Here is a 16340-nt window from a genome sequence, read left to right on the forward strand (position 1 = left end):
TCAGCCCTTCCCGCCCTCGTCGGTCAGATCCTGGTGGCGCCAGTCGGCGGGCAGCACGTGGTCGAGCACGTCGTCCACGGTGATCGCGCCGAGCAGGTGGCCGGACTCGTCCACCACCGGGGCCGCGACCAGGTTGTAGGTGGCCATGAACCTGGTCACCTCGCGAAGGGGCTGCTCCGCCCGCAGCGGCTCCACGCCGTTGTCCACGGCCGCGCTGACCAGGCTGGCCGGCGGCTCGCGCAGCAGCCGCTGGAAGTGCACCATGCCGAGGAAGCGGCCGGTGGGCGTCTCCAGCGGCGCCCGGCAGACGTAGACCTGGGCGGCGAGGGCGGGGGTGAGCTCGGCCCGGCGGATCCGGGCCAGTGCCTCGGCCACGGTAGCGTCCGGCGGCAGGATGATCGGCTCGCTGGTCATCAGACCGCCGGCGGTGTCGTCGGAGTAGCTCAGCAGCCGCCGGACCGGGGCGGCCTCGTCCGGCTGCATCAGCCCGAGCAGCCGCTCGGCCTCCTCCGCCGGCAGGTCGCCGAGCAGGTCCGCGGCGTCGTCCGGGTCCATCTCCTCGAGTACGTCCGCGGCCCGTTCCACCTCGAGCTTGACCAGGATCTCGACCTGGTCCTCCTCCGGCAGCTCCTCGAGCACGTCGGCGAGCCGCTCGTCGTCGAGGGCGGCGATGACCTCGCCGCGCCGCTTCGGGTTGAGCTCGTGCACGGCGCGGGCGATGTCGGCCGCGCGCATCTGGTCGAAGCTGGCCAGCAGCGTCGCCGCCTCCTGCGGCCCCGCCTCGGGCACCGCGAGGCCGGTCAGCGCCTCCCAGTCGACCACCGCGCTCTCGCCGCGGCGGCGCAGGCCCTTGGCCGGGTGCTGCACGAACACCTGGGCCAGCTCCCAGTCGCCCGGGCCGGTGCACTCGATCGCGACGTCCTTGATCTGCACCTCGTCCCGGCCCTCGGCGCCGGCGGCCAGGCGCACCTTGCGGTCGAGCAGCTCGGCGAGCACGAGGGTCTCGTTCGGCCGCTGCTGGAACCGGCGCATGTTGATCAGCCCGGTGGAGATCACCTGTCCGGTCTCGATCGCGGTCACCCGCGTGATCGGCAGGAAGACCCGCCGCTTGCCGGTCACCTCGCCGACCAGGCCGAGCACCCGGGGGCGCTCCTGACCCCCGATCAGCTGCACGATCACGTCGCGCACCCGGCCCACCTGATCGCCGTCCTGGTCGAACACGGCTTTGCCGGCCAGGTGCGAGACGAAGATCCGGGCCGTGGCCTTCCCCGACGTCATCCTTGCCAACCCGAGCGCCTTTCGTTCTGCGCACCGCCGCCGATGCGTGCGAACCTGCCGCCTCCAGGCTATAAGCCGCCTTCCATCAGCGGCAATCCGCACCGACGCGGATGGTGACGTCGGTGCGGACTGTACGGTCTACGGCGGCGCCCGCGCAATTCCCGCGTTCCCCGCGCGTCACCCGCGCCTCAGTGGGCGGCGGCGAGCGCGGCGGCGGTGCGGGCCGGGTCGGCGGCGAGCAGCAGGACGGTCACGATCAAGACGGCGGCCGCACCGCCGAGTTCGATCACGATGGCGGTGCGCAGGGAGTCCGGACGGTCGGCGAAGCGGCCGCGCAGCAGCGAGCGGGAGCGCGCGGCGACGGTCAGCACCCCGGCGACGACGAGCACCTTCACGATCAGCAGCCTGCCGTACCCGGTGCCGGTCAGCGCGGAGATCGCGCCCACCTCGCGCCAGGCCTGGTACAGCCCGCTGGCGGCGAGCGCGGCCACGGCGAGCAGCGCGAGCCGGGAGAACCGGCGGCACAGCTGCGCCGGGTCGGCCGGCGCGCCGTCCCCGCCGCGGCTGAGCATGACGGCCAGTGAGGCGAGCCCGCCGACCCAGACCGCCATCGACGTCACGTGCACGGCCGTCACGGTGAGCGCCAAGGGCACCTGGCTCCCGCTCGCCGCGTGGCTGGTCATGCTCCACGTCACGGCCAGCGCGATGGTGAGCACTGCGCTGAACCACACTCCGCTGACGCTGATACGAAGCGCCGTCCCGAATGCGGCGGCCACGGCGAGCAGGACCAGACGGGCCATCAGCGCGTGGCCCTCGGGCGTGGCCAGCTCCGCTGACAGCAGCGATCGATCGAACACGTGGGTGGGCGCTTCGCCGCGGGCGTAAGGGCCGGCGAGCAGGAGCTGGAGCAGCGTGGCCACGAGCGTCACAGCCCAGCCCAGCGGTGCGATCCACCGGCCGGCCAGGCTCGGCGTGCGGGCCATCAGGCGGATCGCGGTGTCGCCGACCATCAGCGCGAGACCGGCGAAGCCGAGCCATAGGGCGATGTCGACGAGCGTGTCCGTGGCCGTGTCGCGGGTCGCGGACTGGGCCGGCGCGGCGATCCGGCTGGGCGCGCCTACCGAGAAGGTGACGAAGCCCGAGGTGGCGTGGCCGTCGTCGGCGGCCGTGGCCTGCCAGTCCACCACGTACGTGCCTTCGGACGCGTCGGGGGCGAGGGCGACCGCGAGGCTGTCCTCGCCGGTCGCGCCGTAGCTGGGAGCGCCGGCCGCGACCTTGCGGCCGTCCGGAGCGATCACGCTGATCGAGCTCAGCCGGAGTGTGACGGCTTCGCTGTAGTCGAGGATGACCTGACTCGGTTCGGCGGTGAGCAGTGTGCCTTGGGCCGGGGATGAGGAGACCACATCCGCGTGAGCGGACGCGGTGCCCGCCGCGACCAGTAGAGCTGTCAGGATCACGGCCGCGCTCACGGCCGCCCGCAACAGAATCCGCGTCACCGTGATCTGCGACGTCAGTGGCATCGGCCGACGGCCTTCAGTTGCGCGACGGCCTTGGCCGGGCCGAGTTCGTCCCGTTTCACCTCGGTGGTGTCCGGCACGAACCGCCACGATCCGTTCTCGAGGATGACGATGTTCGTCCCGGTGGTCGTGCCGTGCTGCCACGTCACCTGCATCGTGTCCGCGCCATCGGGCGCCGTATTCTCGATCACGTACGGGATGCCGAGCGCGGCCGGGCACGCCTTGTTGATCTGCACGTACGCGGCCTGCCCGACGATGTGCTGGCTGGCGACCGCCCACAGGCCCCACGCCTGCGCCCAACCGCCGCCGGAGAGCAGCCCGAACTCCTGGGTCGCCGCCGCCTGAGCCCGCATCACCTGCGAGGCCGAGGCGGCCGCGGCGGGATCGGCGCCGCCGCCCGAGGCGGAACACCCGGCGAGTGCGCACGTGAGCGCCGCAGCGGCCGCGAGGGCCGCCGTGCGCGCCGTCGTCAAAATCTGTGCTGCCGCGGCCACCGCCGCCTCCGTTCGTCCCTGGCTCGTCGGTGCGCCGCGGGGCCGGCCGGATCCGCCCGCCCCCGCGGCGGTCGGGCTAGTTGGTCAGCCGGTTGGTGCCGTACGCGAGCACCAGCGCCTGGTTGGCGCTGAGGTTCAGGTCGGCGGTGAACTGCATCGAGTCACGGATCTGCTCGAGCGTGATCGCGGAGCTCGGCACGCCGCCGAGCAGGTAGGTGAAGCTCTGTCCGGGCGCCACCTCGCGCTCGGCGAGCGGGACGTCGTGGAAGCCGAGCCGGGCGATGTAGAAGGACGTGCCGTCTCCGCGCGGCACCTCCAGGTAGTCCTGCTGCGGATGGCCGTAGCTCTGGGTGGCCGAGTAGGCGTGGTTGTCGGAGCCGGACGGCGCCCGGAAGATCAGCACCGCGCAGTCCACCGAAAGCGTCTCGCCGGAGGTGTTGGTGAACACGAACTCCCAGTTGCCGTAGTACTGGTTGCCGGTGAACTCGACCGACTCGGAGAGTCCGACGTTGCTGTGGAAGGAGGTGTTCAGGGCCTGACTGAGGATCGGGTTCGCGCCGGAGAGCGGGTGGTCGGTGCCGTTGGCGCAGCGCTCCAGCGGGGAGCTGTACGCGGAGGGCTGGCCGGTGGCCACGGCCTGGGTGTAGGCGGCCGGCCCGGCGCTGACCGCGCTGGTCTGGGTGGTGCCGTCGGCGGCGGCCGGGCTCCCGCCGAGCGCGGCGACGCCCGCGGCGAGCCCGAGGGTGGCCAGGCCTAAGCCCAGCCCCTTTCTGGTGGTCGGTTTGTGCATGGCGAAGCGGACCTCGTTTCGGATGCGTGGGTGAAGGGCGTGCGCCGCGGAGGATGGGTATCGTCTGCCGCACGGGCCCGAGAGGTGCGATGGGCGGGACATCCGGACGTCTCAGAGATGGAATACAGCCGGCCTTCCGGAGGCGTCAAGAGGGTTGCGCAAACTTGGTCTAGTCCACTTAAGGAAGAGTCGCCGAAGCCGCGGATCCAGGGTACGACGACAGGCCGACCGTGCCGGATACGGCAAGATCGGCGCAGTCGCCGCCCACGTCGCCCGCCCTGGTCACGGGCGGTACAGGTGTAGACCACTAAGGTCTAGACCGAATTGTCGAATAGGCCGGAGAAGGCCGCGGCGGGCCATTCTTAAGGCAGATTAAGCCCAGGGTTATGCATTCCGTATGCGGCTCAGGTGTGCGAGGTCGCGATCTTCCAGATGCCGCCGGAACGGACGAGGCCGAAGGTCGTGCGGTCCGTCTCGACCTGGCCGTTCTTGAAGTGGTAGGTGATGGTGGCCACCACGGTCGAGGGCGGAGACGCCACGATGTCGGTGGCCGCGACGCTCTTCACCTGGCCCCAGAAGCCGCGGTATCCGGACATGCCGCCGGCCGGGCTCACCTGGTAAGCGGGCGTCAGGTATCCCCAGCCCTCGTCGAGGTGACCGGGCATCAGCTTGTAGTAGTCCGCGATCGCGGAGACCAGCTGTGCCGACACGGACTGCGACGCGCTCGTCGTCGGGGCGGCCGGCGTGACGGACGTGGCCGAAGCCGCCTCAGTGGCCGACGCGCCGGCGGCGGAGTGCGTGGCCGAGGGGGAGTGGGTCGGAGACTGCGAGGGCCCCTCGTCGTGGGACGTGTTCGGCCCGCTGCTCGCGACGATCCCGGCCACGATGCCCGCGGTGAGCACGGCCGCGACCGCCATCAGGGCGAACGGCAGCATGCGACGGCGGCCGCTCTGGAAGGTGGTCGTTTTCGGCCGTTCCGGAGCGCTCGCGTCCGCCGGCTCGCCTCGATCCGCGACGGCATCGGAGTGCGCCGCCGCGTCGGCCGCCTCCGGCGCGGACTCCGGTTGCGCCGCGGGCTCGGGCAGAGTGCTGACGGGCTCCGCCGCCGGCGCGTTCGGGGCCTCGACCGCGGCGGCTTGGAGAGCTCGCCGCGCTCTCTCCATGCCCGGACGGTTGAGCGGGTCGGGCTGCATCATCCACAGCAGCGGGCCGGCCAGCGGGCCGCACCGCTCCGGCGGCCGCATCTCGCCGTTCACGATGCGCAGAAGCAGAGCCATGACGGTCGGACCGGTCTCGAACGGCGGCATCCCCTCCACCGCCGCGTAAAGTGTCGCGCCGAGCGAGAAGACGTCGCTCGCCGCGGTCGCGGGGCGCCCCTGGGCCACTTCCGGTGCGACGTAGGCGGGCGTGCCGAGCATCTCGCCGGTACCGGTCACGGTCACGTCGCCCACGGCCCGCGATATGCCGAAGTCGGTGAGCTTCGCCTTGCCGTGCTCGGTGAGCAGGATGTTGCCGGGCTTCACGTCCCGGTGCACGATGCCGGCCTCGTGCGCCGCCGCGAGCGCCGACGCCAGCTGCACGCCGATCTCAGCGGCCTGTGCCGGCTCGAGCACGCCGTCCTGGGCGAGGGTCTCGGAGAGGCTGCGGGAGCGGACGTACTCCATCACCAGATACGGCTCGCCGTCGTGTTCGGCCACGTCGTACACGGCGACCGCGCTCTCGTGGTGCAGCCGGGCCGCTATCCGGGCCTCGCGGCGGGCGCGCAGGTGCGTCTGCTCCACCTGAGTGGAGGAGAGCCCGAACCTGCCTCGCAGCTCCTTGACGGCCACCATACGGCCGAGCCGCTCGTCCCGCGCCAGCCAGACCACGCCCATCGCGCCCCGGCCCAGCTCGGACTCCAACCGATACCGACCGGCTATCAGGCCGCCCTCGTCGCTCGAGGTCACCCGAAGCTCCTTTCGAGGGCCCGCCACCGAGCCCGTCCCCGCGCCGCGTTCACAGACTTATCTGTGGCGACCGACATCGGATCGTATCGGTGTTCTGTGCCCGGTGTGACGCGCGACTAGGGCGCATTGGAGAAGTAGCGTCGAATCAGGCCGCGGCGTCTGACGCGTGCGCTCGCAAGGCGCCGGGGCGGGCGCATACTCGCCTCGTCTGTAACCGCTCCGGCAACGCGGCGAGCGTGCGTGGCAGGCGTCGCGGCCCCGGCGATACTTCTCAAACGGGACCTGGCGGCGCCGCGTCTCAGCCCAGCTCGGCGAGCCGCCGCTCCAGCCGGTCCGCGTCTGGGCTCTTCATCGTGCGCGCCTTCGCCAACGCCCTGGTGAGGAGTTCGACTCCGTCGGCCGACGCCCCGGCCCGCACCCGGCATTCGCCGAGCCCTTCGAGCGCCAGCACCTGCTCGGTCGCCAGATCCGTCTCCTCGGCGACCTCGAGCGCCTCGGCGAAGGCGATCGCCGCCCGCTCGTACTCGCCGTGCTCCACGAGCGTGTCGGCGTACTGATTCAGGATCCAGGCCTCGTTGCCGCGCGAGCCCAGGGCCCGGCAGGAGGCGAGCGACTCCTCGAAATCGCGCAGGGCCGCGCTGGTGTCCCCGCTCGCGCGCAGCACCCGGGCCCGCGCCTGCAGCCCCACCACCCGGCCCAGCCGGTTGCCCAGCCGGCGGTGCAGCTCCAAGGACTCTTCCACTGCCGCCAGCGCCTGCTCGGTCTGCCCGAGGCCGCCGAGGATCACGCCCTTCTCGACCAATGCGTTCGCCTGCGCGCTGTGATTGCCCAGTCGGGAGAGCAGATCGAGGGCCTCGTCGAGGATCTCCAGCGCGCCGTGCACGTCGCCGACCGAGCTGCGCAGTCCGCCGAGCAGCGACGCGGCCTGGGCCGACGCGGTCGGGTTGCCGAGCTCGGTGTGCAGCGCGCGGGATTCCTCCACCTCGTGGATCGCCGTCGTGGCGTCGCCGGCGAGATAGTGCGCCATGCCCATGTCGGTCAGCACGATCGCGCGCCCGCGCCGGTCGCCGAGCTCGTCGTAGCGGGCGAGCGCGGACTCGAAGTCGGCCAGGGCACCCACCAGATCGCCGGTGACGCGGCGGGTGACGCCCTGCCACGTCAAGGTGTTGGCGATCCCGGTCTGCTCACCGGCCGCGTGGTAGTGCTCGGCGGCGGCCGCGATCTGAGCGCGGCCGGTGGCGAAGGCGCCGGAATGCAGGTGGATCGCGCCCGCGTCCACCAACGCGTTCGCCTGGCCGACCGGGTCGCCGGCGCGCTCGGCCGCCACCGCGGCGGCCTCGTGCAGGGCGATCGCCTCCGTCCACGGCCCGTGGGCACTGGATATCGCCGCCAGCACGGCGGTGAGTGAGATGACTGATTCGTCTTCGCCGTGCGCGGCGGCGAAGCCGATGCACGCGCGCACGTTGGGGTACTCCCGGCGCAGCCATCTCAGGGCACTGGATTGGTCGGTGAAGTCGAGGCCCTCGGCCGGTGCCGCGGCCCCGGGCCGGGTGAACCGCGCGATGCGCGCGTCCGCCCGGGCGCCGTTGTCGCTGTAGAACCGGCACAGCCGGCCCAGCGCCGCACACGCCTCGCGGCCCGGCTCGCCGTGCTCACTCAGGGATCTGGCATAGAGGCGGACGAGGTCGTGCATCCGGTAGCGGTCCGCCTCGTGCTCCTCGACGAGGCTGAGATCGAGCAACGACTGGGCGATCCGCTCCGTCTCGGCCACCGGCGCGTCCAGCAGCGCGGCGGCCGCGGGCAGGTCGATGTCCGGCCCGGGGACCCGCCCGAGCAGGCGGAACAGGTGCTGGTGCCGCTCCGGGAGCCGGTTGTAGGAGAGGGCGAAGAGGGTGGCCAGGTCGCCGTCCTCGCGGGAGCCGAGCAGGTCCGCCGACCCCTCGAGCATCTTGTCGGCCAGCAGCTGCGCCGTCCACTTCGGCCGGTGCCGCAGCAGGGCCCCGCTCACCCGCAGCGCCAGCGGCAGATGCCCGCACAGCCGGGCGATCGTCTGCAGGGCGGCGTCGTCCGCGGCCGACGCCTTGAGCCCGGAAGCCCGGCGCAGCAGCGTCACGGCGTCCGGCTCGGCCAGCACGTCCAGCGCCACCGGATACGCGTCCACCGACTTGAGCCGGCGCCGGCTGGTGACCAGGACGAAGCAGCCCTGCGCGCCGGGCAGCAGCGGGCGGATCTGGTTCTCGTCCACCGCGTTGTCCAGGACGATCAGGGTCTTGCTGCCGAAGAGCCGGTCCCGGTACAGGGCCGCGCGCGCCTCGAGGTCCGCCGGGATCTGCGCCGGCAGCAGACCCAGGATGGAGAGCATCACGGCGAGCGCGTCCGCCGGATTGCGCGGCGCCATACCCTCGGTGTAGCCCTGCAGATCGAGCCAGTACTGCCCGTCCGGGAAGTGCCCGGCCAGCCGGTGCGCGGTCCGCAGCGCCAGCGCGGTCTTCCCGACCCCGGCCATCCCGCTGATCGCCACGAGCGAGAGCTCGCCGTCGGAGTCCAGGGCGAAGGCCTCGAGCTGGTCGAGCTCGGCCGCCCGGCCGCTGAACAGGCCGGGCGCCGCCGGCAGGGTGCGCAGCGCGCGCCCGTCCCCGGGCGCGGGCACCATGGCCGGGCGCAGCAGGCGATCGGCCGCGTCCCAGCGCTCGCGCCACTCCGGCTCCGAGCCGCCGCAGGCCAGCACGAAGGCCCGCACGACCGGCCACGTCGGCAGCTGCGCGCCCCGGGTCGCCGCCGAGAGCACACTCGCCGCGTAGTGCGTCCGCTCGGCCAGCGCCCGGTAGGTCGGCGAGCCCGCGGCCGCGCGCAGCCGGCGCAGCTCGGCCGCGAACACGGGGACGGGTCCGCCGTCGTCCTCGATCGGTCGTTCTCTCCGACCCACGCCGCCCGCCTCTCATTGACCGGGATTGACCGGAACGGGTCCCGCCGGGCTTCCGGTCAACCCGGGTCTGGAGCACCATCGGATTGTCGACGGCCAGGTGCCGGCGCGTTCGGTCGCCGAACGCGATTATCGCAGCACTCAACGATAGGGGAAGTGCCGGTGCGAAGCAGCCGGGTCGGCGGTGCGTTCGTCCTGCTCGCCCTGTGCGAGGTCCCGCGTCGCAGCAACGCGGCCGGCCTCCGCTCGGGCAGCCGACGCAATCCCTTCGAGGACGAGCCCACCGAGTACTGATCCGCGCCTGCGCGCTCCGGCTCTGCGAGCCCCCCTCCGCCACCGCGGAGGGGGGCTCGATCGTTTTCCGGGCCGCGCCGCGCCGAGATCCGTTCCGGAAGTTCCGGAAGTTCCGGGAGTTCCGAAACCAGTGCGCACATCTTGACAGTGCCGTGACGCGCGCGTAGACATCTCCTCGATCGGAAACCGCTCTCCAAACAATCGCCTTGAGTTTCCGCAACCGCCGCACCCGGTTTGACCTGCCCGTCGGGTGCGCGTCTCGCGAGGCGACTCCCATCCCACGCACCAGCTCCGCTTCAGGAGAACGCTTATGTCAGTACGAAGTTTCACACCAGCGTCATTACGGCGCGGTGGTCCGGCCGGCCATCGCAGCACCGTGATCGGGGTCGTGCTCGCCCTCTTGGCGAGTCTGCTGGTCGTCACCGTCTCAGCCCCCGCACAAGCGGCCGGGTCCCTGCTGTCGCAGGGCAAGACGACGACGGCTTCCTCGCTCGAGAACGCGACCTTCCCCGCCTCCAACGCCACCGACGGCAACACCGGCACCCGCTGGTCCAGCGCGTTCTCCGACCCGCAGTGGCTGGAGGTGGACCTCGGCGCGACCGCCTCGATCAGCTCGGTCGTGCTGCAGTGGGAGGCGGCCTACGGCACCGCCTTCCAGATCCAGACCTCGAATGACAACGCGACCTGGACCTCGATCTACTCGACCACCACCGGGACCGGCGGCACCCAGACGCTGACCGTCAGCGGCTCGGGCCGCTACGTGCGCATGTACGGCACCGCGCGGGCGACCCAGTACGGCTACTCGCTCTACGAGTTCCAGGTCTACGGCACCATCGGCAGCGGCACCGGCTGCGGCACCACCGACGCCGCCCTCGGCGCGCCCACCACCGCGTCCTCGCTGGAGAACGCCGGGGATCCGGCCACCGCCGCCACCGACGGCAACACCGGCACCCGCTGGTCCAGCGCGTTCTCCGACCCGCAGTGGCTGCAGGTCGACCTCGGCTCCACGCAGTCCATCTGCCAGGTCGCGCTGAACTGGGAGACCGCGTACGCCACGGCGTTCCAGATCCAGACCTCGAACGACGCGTCGACCTGGACCACGATCTACTCCACCACCACCGGCACCGGCGGCATCCAGACGCTGAACGTCAGCGGCTCGGGCCGCTACATCCGGATGTACGGCACCGCGCGGGCGACCCAGTACGGCTACTCGCTGTGGGAGTTCGACGTCTACACCGGCTCCAGCAGCGGCACGGGCGGCGGCAACACGGTCTCCGTCGGCGCCCCCGGCGCGCAGAGCTGGACCGTGGGCACCCCGGTGACCCTGCAGATCAGCGCCACCGACTCGGGCTCCGGCCAGACCCTGACCTACTCGGCCTCCGGCCTGCCCGCGGCCCTGTCGATCAACGCGAGCACCGGCCAGATCACCGGCACCCCGTCGGCCGCCGGCTCGGGCACCGCCACGGTCACCGCGAAGGACGCCACCGGCGCCTCCGGCACCGCCACGATCGCCTGGACCGTCGGCACCAGCGGCACCGGCCCGACCGGCTGCACCGGCCAGTCGAACCAGCCGAACTTCGGCTCGAACGTCTACATCTTCGACCCGAGCATGTCGGCCACCTCCATCCAGTCCACCCTGGACTCGGTGTTCAACACCCAGAAGCTCAACCAGTTCGGCACCCAGCGCGACGCCCTGCTGTTCAAGCCGGGCACCTACAGCGCCGAGGCCAACATCGGCTACTACACCTCGATCCAGGGCCTCGGACAGAACCCTGACGACGTCACCATCAACGGCGACGTCACCGTGGACGCGTTCGACGGCACCGGCAACGCCACCCAGAACTTCTGGCGCTCGGCGGAGAACCTGGCGATCAACCCCTCGTCCGGCAGCGACCGCTGGGCCGTCGCCCAGGCCGGGCCGTTCCGGCGGGTCGACGTGCACGGCGGGCTGGAGCTCTACCCGGCCAGCTACGGCTACGCCAGCGGCGGCTACATCGCCGACACCAAGGTCTCCGGCCAGGCGTCGAGCGTGTCCGAGCAGCAGTGGTACTCGCAGGACAGCAACTTCGGCAGCTGGAGCGGGTCGGTCTGGAACATGGTGTTCTCCGGGGTCACCGGGGCGCCGGCGCAGAGCTTCCCCACCCCGCCGATGACCACGCTGGCCACCACGCCGACCTCGCGCGACGTGCCGTACCTGTACGTCGACTCGTCCGGCAACTACCACGTGTTCGCGCCGTCCCTGCGCACCAACGCCTCGGGCCCGAGCTGGGCGAACGGCTCGACCCCGGGCACCTCGATCCCGATGAGCCAGTTCTTCGTGGCCAACCCGTCCGACACCGCGGCGCAGATCAACGCGGCGCTGGCCGAGGGCTGCAACCTGTTCTTCACCCCGGGTGTCTACAACATCGACCAGACCCTCAACGTCACCAACCCGAACACCATCGTGCTGGGTGTCGGCTTCCCGACGCTCATCCCGACCAACGGCGTCAACACCATGCAGGTGGCTGACGTCGACGGCGTCCGGATCGACGGTCTGCTCTTCGACGCCGGCACCACCAACTCCCAGGCGCTGCTGACGGTGGGTGTGGCGGGCTCGCACACCAGCCACGCGTCCAACCCGATCTCGGTGCAGGACACCTTCTTCCGGATCGGCGGCGACATCGCCGGCAAGGCCACCAACAGCCTGGTGGTCAACGCCGACAACACCCTGATCAACGACATCTGGGCCTGGCGCGCCGACCACGGCAACTCGGGCACCGTCGGCTGGACGGTGAACACCGCGGCGACCGGACTGATCGTCAACGGCAACAACGTCCTGGCGACCGGCCTGTTCGTGGAGCACTACCAGAACTACGAAGTCGAGTGGAACGGCAACGGCGGGGAGACGATCTTCCTGCAGAACGAGAACCCCTACGACCCGCCGAACCAGGCGGCCTGGATGAACGGATCCACGGACGGATACGCCGCCTATGAGGTGGCCCCGACCGTGACCACGCACCAGGCGTACGGCCTAGGCTCGTACTGCTACTTCAACGTCAACCCGGCGGTGGTCAACGACCATGCCTTCCAGGCGCCGAACACCCCGGGCGTCCAGTTCCACGACCTGCTCACGGTCTCGCTCGGCGGAGTCGGCGTGATCAACCACGTCATCAACTCCACCGGCGCGGCCACCCCGTCCAACACCACACCGTCCGATGTGACCAGTTACCCGTGATCCACGGTGACCGTCAGGACATCTGAGTCCTGATTCATCGGACGATCGGGGGCCGGCCTGCGCGGGGAGACCCGCGCAGGCCGGACCGCATCTCCAGCACGAAAGAAGTCGCCGGCTTCCCGTTGAGTGTCAACGAGCCGGTTGCGATGAAGCCGTTGCGCTCGAGTACTTTGCGAGAGGCCGCGTTGTCCGCGGTGACCTTGGCGCGCACGAGCTCGAGCCCGTATTCGCGCGCGGCCAGATCGAGTACGTCGCGCACCGCGGCGCTCGCCAATCCCCGCCCCGTCGCCTTCTGCGCGATCCGGTAGCCGAGCTCGGCCGAACCGTTCTCGATCTCGACCAGGTTCACCCGGCCGACGATCTCCCCGCCCTCGCCGACCAGCACGTGGAAACGGTCGGTCCCCTCCGCCTGCCACGCGAGCAGCTGCGCGTAGCGGTCGGCGAAAGCGGAGAAGAACTCGTCGCCGCGATCAGGTATCGAGGCCGCGAAGAAGGCCCGGTTCTCCCGTTCGAACGCCAGAAGGGCCGAGGCGTGGTCGGGGCGGAGCAATTCGAGTTCCGGCATGTGCGGTTCCATGGGACCCCGAGGCTATCACCGAGGATCCGGTAGATGACTGATGGGGATCTACTGCGACTTGATGATCGGCCGGGTGCTCGTACGGCCGGGTGTCTTGTCGGGTCGGGGGCGGCCGCTTCGCGTCGCCCGGTTCGTCTGACCACCCGCCCACCCGTTGCGTGGGTGGGTGGGCTGGGGTTTCAAGATCTCGCCTCCGGCGCGGGCCCTTCCCTCGGAGAGAGATGCCGGGGTCTGTGGGGTGCTGGCGTTGGTGGGGCGGGCTGGGGTTCGGGATGGTCAGGTTGCGGGGGCGTGCTCTCTCCTCGGTCGGTCCCCGGAGGCAATCAGGGACCTGCCGGGAGGTCAAGCGGCGGTGGCTGTGGCTGGTGCTTGTTTCTGCATGGCGCCGCTTGACCTCCCGGCAGAACCCTGATCGGGCTTCGCCTGCCCGACCGAGGAGAGAGCCCACCCCCTGAGGTCCGGTGCGAGCTGCGCTCGGGCCGATTCCCGTCCGGTGGACGGCCGCGTTCGATGCGGAAGGATCCTGCATCACCGTGATCCGCCATCCCAACCTTCGATCCGTGCGATGGGGTCGGTGCTCCGGTCGCCCTTGATGCTGAATCCTGCATCCCGATTCCCGATCCGTGTGAAGAGGTCGATGGTCCGGTCGCGCTTGGCGTCGAATTCTGCATCACCCTCATGCTGTCGACCCCGATCCCAGACCTCGCTGCAGAATCCCGCAGGCCGGCCGCGTTCGATGCGGAACGATTCTGCATCACCCTGATCCGATCCACCCGGTGCTCACCTGACGCGCAGGATCGTGCGGCTCGGTCGCACGCCGAGGGGAAATCCTGCACCGCTTTCGGCCCCACCTGCCCCAATGCCGCTCACGGTAGATTGATCATGCGGTGAGTTCGAGGTTTCCCGTGCTGATCCGTCCCGGATGCAGCACTTGGCGTGCCGGCGGGAGGTTGGCGATGCGTAGGGTCGGCGGCCCGGCGTGGCGTACCCCGACATCAGTGGCCTTCTTCACGGCGTACTGGTTGTGACGTGCCCGTTTGACCACGCGCGGGTAGGAACGGTGGCGCCGCTCGCGATGCAGCTCGCGCGGTGCGGTGATCTCCGTGTTGAACCGCTCGAGCAGGGCCGCCAGGCCCTCAGGGGGAAAAGGCCGCCGGATCATCGATCCGGCGGCGGATGATGCGGACCGCGTTGGTGAACTTCACCCGGTCCGGGTCGATGTCCGCCTCGGTCGCGGCCCGACAGATCAGGGAGTTGATCGCATAGTGGGTGAGCAGGTAGCCGTAGAGCTCCTGGATCACCATGTCAGGGCTCTGGGACCGCATGACCTTCCCCGGTCCCCGTAGAACCGTCTTGGCCTGCGCGTTCGCCTGCTCGTGCTCCCACCGCTCGTGATATCCCGCCGCCAGCAGCGCGGCCGGGGCACTGCGCGCATCCAGCAGCGTCGTCAGCAGGCAAAACAGCTCCCGCTCCCCAGCGGTGCCCCGGTCCGCCACCTCGTACTCCACCACCCGAACCAGCCGCGCGCGATCCTCGAACTCCTCCAGATCCGCCCCCGCCCGAGCCGCCGCCAGGACCTGCTCACGGACCTTCGCCGAGGTACGCGACGCGAACACCACCGAGGTGTACGAGCCGTCCCCGAGCTTGGCGACCAGCGGCAGCGCAATCGTGTCACCCAGGCGCCACAGCAGCTCAGCACCCGTCTGCGACGCCTGACACCAGTCGGCGAACGAGTAGAAGTTGCGATCGGCCAACAACAGCATGTCCTGGTCGAGGAACCGGTAGAGCCGACGCGCCGCGGACTGCTCCCCGCTGCCCTTGCCGCCGCACGGCCCCGCGTCCGCGCCGATCGGAGCCCGCGAGCCGCACTCGACCAACGTCACCACCCGCATCTTCGGGAACGCCGACCGGTTGCCGCCCGAACCGGCGTACCCGAAGTACCCCGCGTTCGCCGCACTGTCCGGCACATCCCACTCGAACCCGTCGATCGAGACCATCCGCCTGCCCGCCAGCCACGCCCCCCGCGTCAGCATCCCCGCCACCGGCTGCGCAACCTGCTCGAACACCTCCCGGACCACGTCAGAACCCAGACGCTTGCGCGCCTGGGTGATCCCGCCCGACCCGGGACACTCCCACCCGGCGTCCCAACGCCCCCAATCCTTCAGGACCTCGGTCAACCGGGTCAGGACCTCCTGATAGTCCTCGTCCGCGAACAACGCCATCGCCATCGCGAAATACACCATGACATGCGCCGGAAGCTTCGCATCCGCCCGCTTCGCACCCCTGCCGAACTCCGCCACCGCGTCATCGATCACCACACGCGGCACCGCCGCCGCCAACAACCCGACCGACACATGATCCGTCAAACGGCCCGACAGGCCCTCCACAGCACTATGCGACACCCCCCGACCGTAACGCCCCACCAATCACCGCACGAACACACAGGTCACAAGCATGATCCCACTACGCTGAGCGGCATTGCCACCTGCCCAGCCACCCGGTCCACCACCCTCCCGTCACAAGCCCCGACCCTCGTACTCTTCCATGCTAGATGCCACCACCGACAAAAACCGCGTATCTAGCTTTCAGCGGATAAGTAAAAATTGTGGAGATTTGCCGGAACTCGGGCGTGCTCCCCGGCGTTGAAGGAATAGAGAAGAAGACAGCGGCCTGGAACGGCGATGCAGGATTCTTCCTGATCGAGCGCGACCGGGCCACCGGCCGGGACCCGGGCCCGAGCGCAGCTCGCACCACTCCCCAGGGGGTGGGCTCTCTCCTCGGTCGGGCAGGCGAAGCCCGATCAGGGTTCTGCCGGGAGGTCAAGCGGCGCCATGCAAGATCGAGCATGAGCGGAAACCACCGCCGCTTGACCTCCCGGCAGGTTCCTGATTGCCTCCGGGGACCGACCGAGGAGAGAGCACGCCCCCGCAACCTGACCATCCCGAACCCCAGCCCGCCCCTCCAACGCCAGCACCCCACAGACCCCGGCATCTCTCTCCGAGGGAAGGGCCCGCGCCGGAGGCGAGATCTTGAAACCGCAGCCCGCCCCGCCAACGTAACGGGTGGGCGGGTTGTCAGAGGAACCGGGCGGCGCGAAGCGGCCGCTCGTGCCCTGATGAGCACTCCCACCCAACAAGCCACCACGCCCCACAAGCACTAAGCCGATCATCAATTCGCGTTCGCCCTTCGGTGCAGTGGCATTTCGCTCCGCCATGAATCCCCATCAGTCATCTGGGCGTTCACACGGTTACCGCCCGGTACTTTCACGCCTGGGCCGGCCTGACGTGGGCGGTCGCCGGCGGGCGCT

Annotated in this window: 11 protein-coding genes; 2 read left to right on the top strand and 9 right to left on the bottom strand. The window is 70.5% G+C overall.

Going from position 1 to position 16340, the window contains the following annotated elements:
• From ACTRO_RS40030 to ACTRO_RS40055, 6 genes are all read right to left on the bottom strand, one after another.
• Complete coding sequence (locus ACTRO_RS40030; protein ID WP_034271662.1) at window positions 1-1278, bottom strand: magnesium transporter MgtE N-terminal domain-containing protein; 1278 nt, start codon at window positions 1276-1278, stop codon at window positions 1-3.
• A 188-nt stretch (window positions 1279-1466) separates the two neighbouring features.
• Complete coding sequence (locus tag ACTRO_RS40035) at window positions 1467-2798, bottom strand: copper resistance CopC/CopD family protein (protein ID WP_051452127.1); 1332 nt, start codon at window positions 2796-2798, stop codon at window positions 1467-1469.
• The gene (locus tag ACTRO_RS40040) at window positions 2789-3289 is read right to left on the bottom strand and encodes a hypothetical protein (RefSeq protein ID WP_157436711.1); all 501 of its coding nucleotides are present in this window, start codon (window positions 3287-3289) and stop codon (window positions 2789-2791) included. Before ACTRO_RS40040 ends, ACTRO_RS40035 begins: the two co-directional genes overlap by 10 nt.
• 76 nt (window positions 3290-3365) lie before the next feature.
• On the bottom strand, window positions 3366-4079 hold the full coding sequence (locus ACTRO_RS40045; protein WP_034271666.1) for a hypothetical protein: 714 nt from the start codon (window positions 4077-4079) through the stop codon (window positions 3366-3368).
• A 404-nt stretch (window positions 4080-4483) separates the two neighbouring features.
• On the bottom strand, window positions 4484-6025 hold the full coding sequence (locus tag ACTRO_RS40050; RefSeq protein WP_034271668.1) for a serine/threonine-protein kinase: 1542 nt from the start codon (window positions 6023-6025) through the stop codon (window positions 4484-4486).
• Between the two features lie 298 nt (window positions 6026-6323).
• Window positions 6324-8951, bottom strand: a complete 2628-nt coding sequence (locus ACTRO_RS40055; protein ID WP_157436712.1) for an ATP-binding protein — start codon at window positions 8949-8951, stop codon at window positions 6324-6326.
• A gap of 159 nt (window positions 8952-9110) precedes the next feature.
• Between ACTRO_RS40055 and ACTRO_RS50595 the strand changes: the two genes are divergently transcribed.
• Both ACTRO_RS50595 and ACTRO_RS40060 read left to right on the top strand, forming a co-directional pair.
• Window positions 9111-9242 (top strand): hypothetical protein, encoded by a 132-nt coding sequence (locus ACTRO_RS50595; RefSeq protein WP_281177934.1) that lies wholly within the window; start codon window positions 9111-9113, stop codon window positions 9240-9242.
• 310 nt (window positions 9243-9552) lie between these two features.
• Window positions 9553-12456, top strand: a complete 2904-nt coding sequence (locus ACTRO_RS40060; protein WP_084316898.1) for a discoidin domain-containing protein — start codon at window positions 9553-9555, stop codon at window positions 12454-12456.
• Window positions 12457-12490: 34 nt separating this feature from the next.
• On the opposite strand, the gene ACTRO_RS40065 is transcribed toward ACTRO_RS40060, so the two are convergent.
• From ACTRO_RS40065 to ACTRO_RS40075, 3 genes are all read right to left on the bottom strand, one after another.
• On the bottom strand, window positions 12491-13033 hold the full coding sequence (locus ACTRO_RS40065) for a GNAT family N-acetyltransferase (protein ID WP_245594629.1): 543 nt from the start codon (window positions 13031-13033) through the stop codon (window positions 12491-12493).
• A gap of 880 nt (window positions 13034-13913) precedes the next feature.
• Window positions 13914-14195, bottom strand: coding sequence for a hypothetical protein (locus tag ACTRO_RS49295; RefSeq protein WP_051450305.1), 282 nt, complete (start codon window positions 14193-14195; stop codon window positions 13914-13916).
• The gene (locus tag ACTRO_RS40075) at window positions 14170-15435 is read right to left on the bottom strand and encodes an IS4 family transposase (RefSeq protein ID WP_034261336.1); all 1266 of its coding nucleotides are present in this window, start codon (window positions 15433-15435) and stop codon (window positions 14170-14172) included. The genes ACTRO_RS49295 and ACTRO_RS40075 overlap by 26 nt, the downstream gene beginning before the upstream one ends.
• Between the last annotated feature and the right edge of the window lie 905 nt (window positions 15436-16340).

Source organism: Actinospica robiniae DSM 44927 (assembly GCF_000504285.1).
GTDB classification, from domain to species: Bacteria; Actinomycetota; Actinomycetes; order Streptomycetales; family Catenulisporaceae; genus Actinospica; species Actinospica robiniae.

Coding starts and splice junctions, on each gene's coding strand:
- ACTRO_RS40030 (WP_034271662.1), bottom strand. CDS start 1,278: ATGACGTCGGGGAAGGCCACGGCCCGGATCTTCGTCTCGCACCTGGCC.
- ACTRO_RS40035 (WP_051452127.1), bottom strand. CDS start 2,798: ATGCCACTGACGTCGCAGATCACGGTGACGCGGATTCTGTTGCGGGCG.
- ACTRO_RS40045 (WP_034271666.1), bottom strand. CDS start 4,079: ATGCACAAACCGACCACCAGAAAGGGGCTGGGCTTAGGCCTGGCCACC.
- ACTRO_RS40060 (WP_084316898.1), top strand. CDS start 9,553: ATGTCAGTACGAAGTTTCACACCAGCGTCATTACGGCGCGGTGGTCCG.
- ACTRO_RS40065 (WP_245594629.1), bottom strand. CDS start 13,033: ATGGAACCGCACATGCCGGAACTCGAATTGCTCCGCCCCGACCACGCC.
- ACTRO_RS49295 (WP_051450305.1), bottom strand. CDS start 14,195: ATGATCCGGCGGCCTTTTCCCCCTGAGGGCCTGGCGGCCCTGCTCGAG.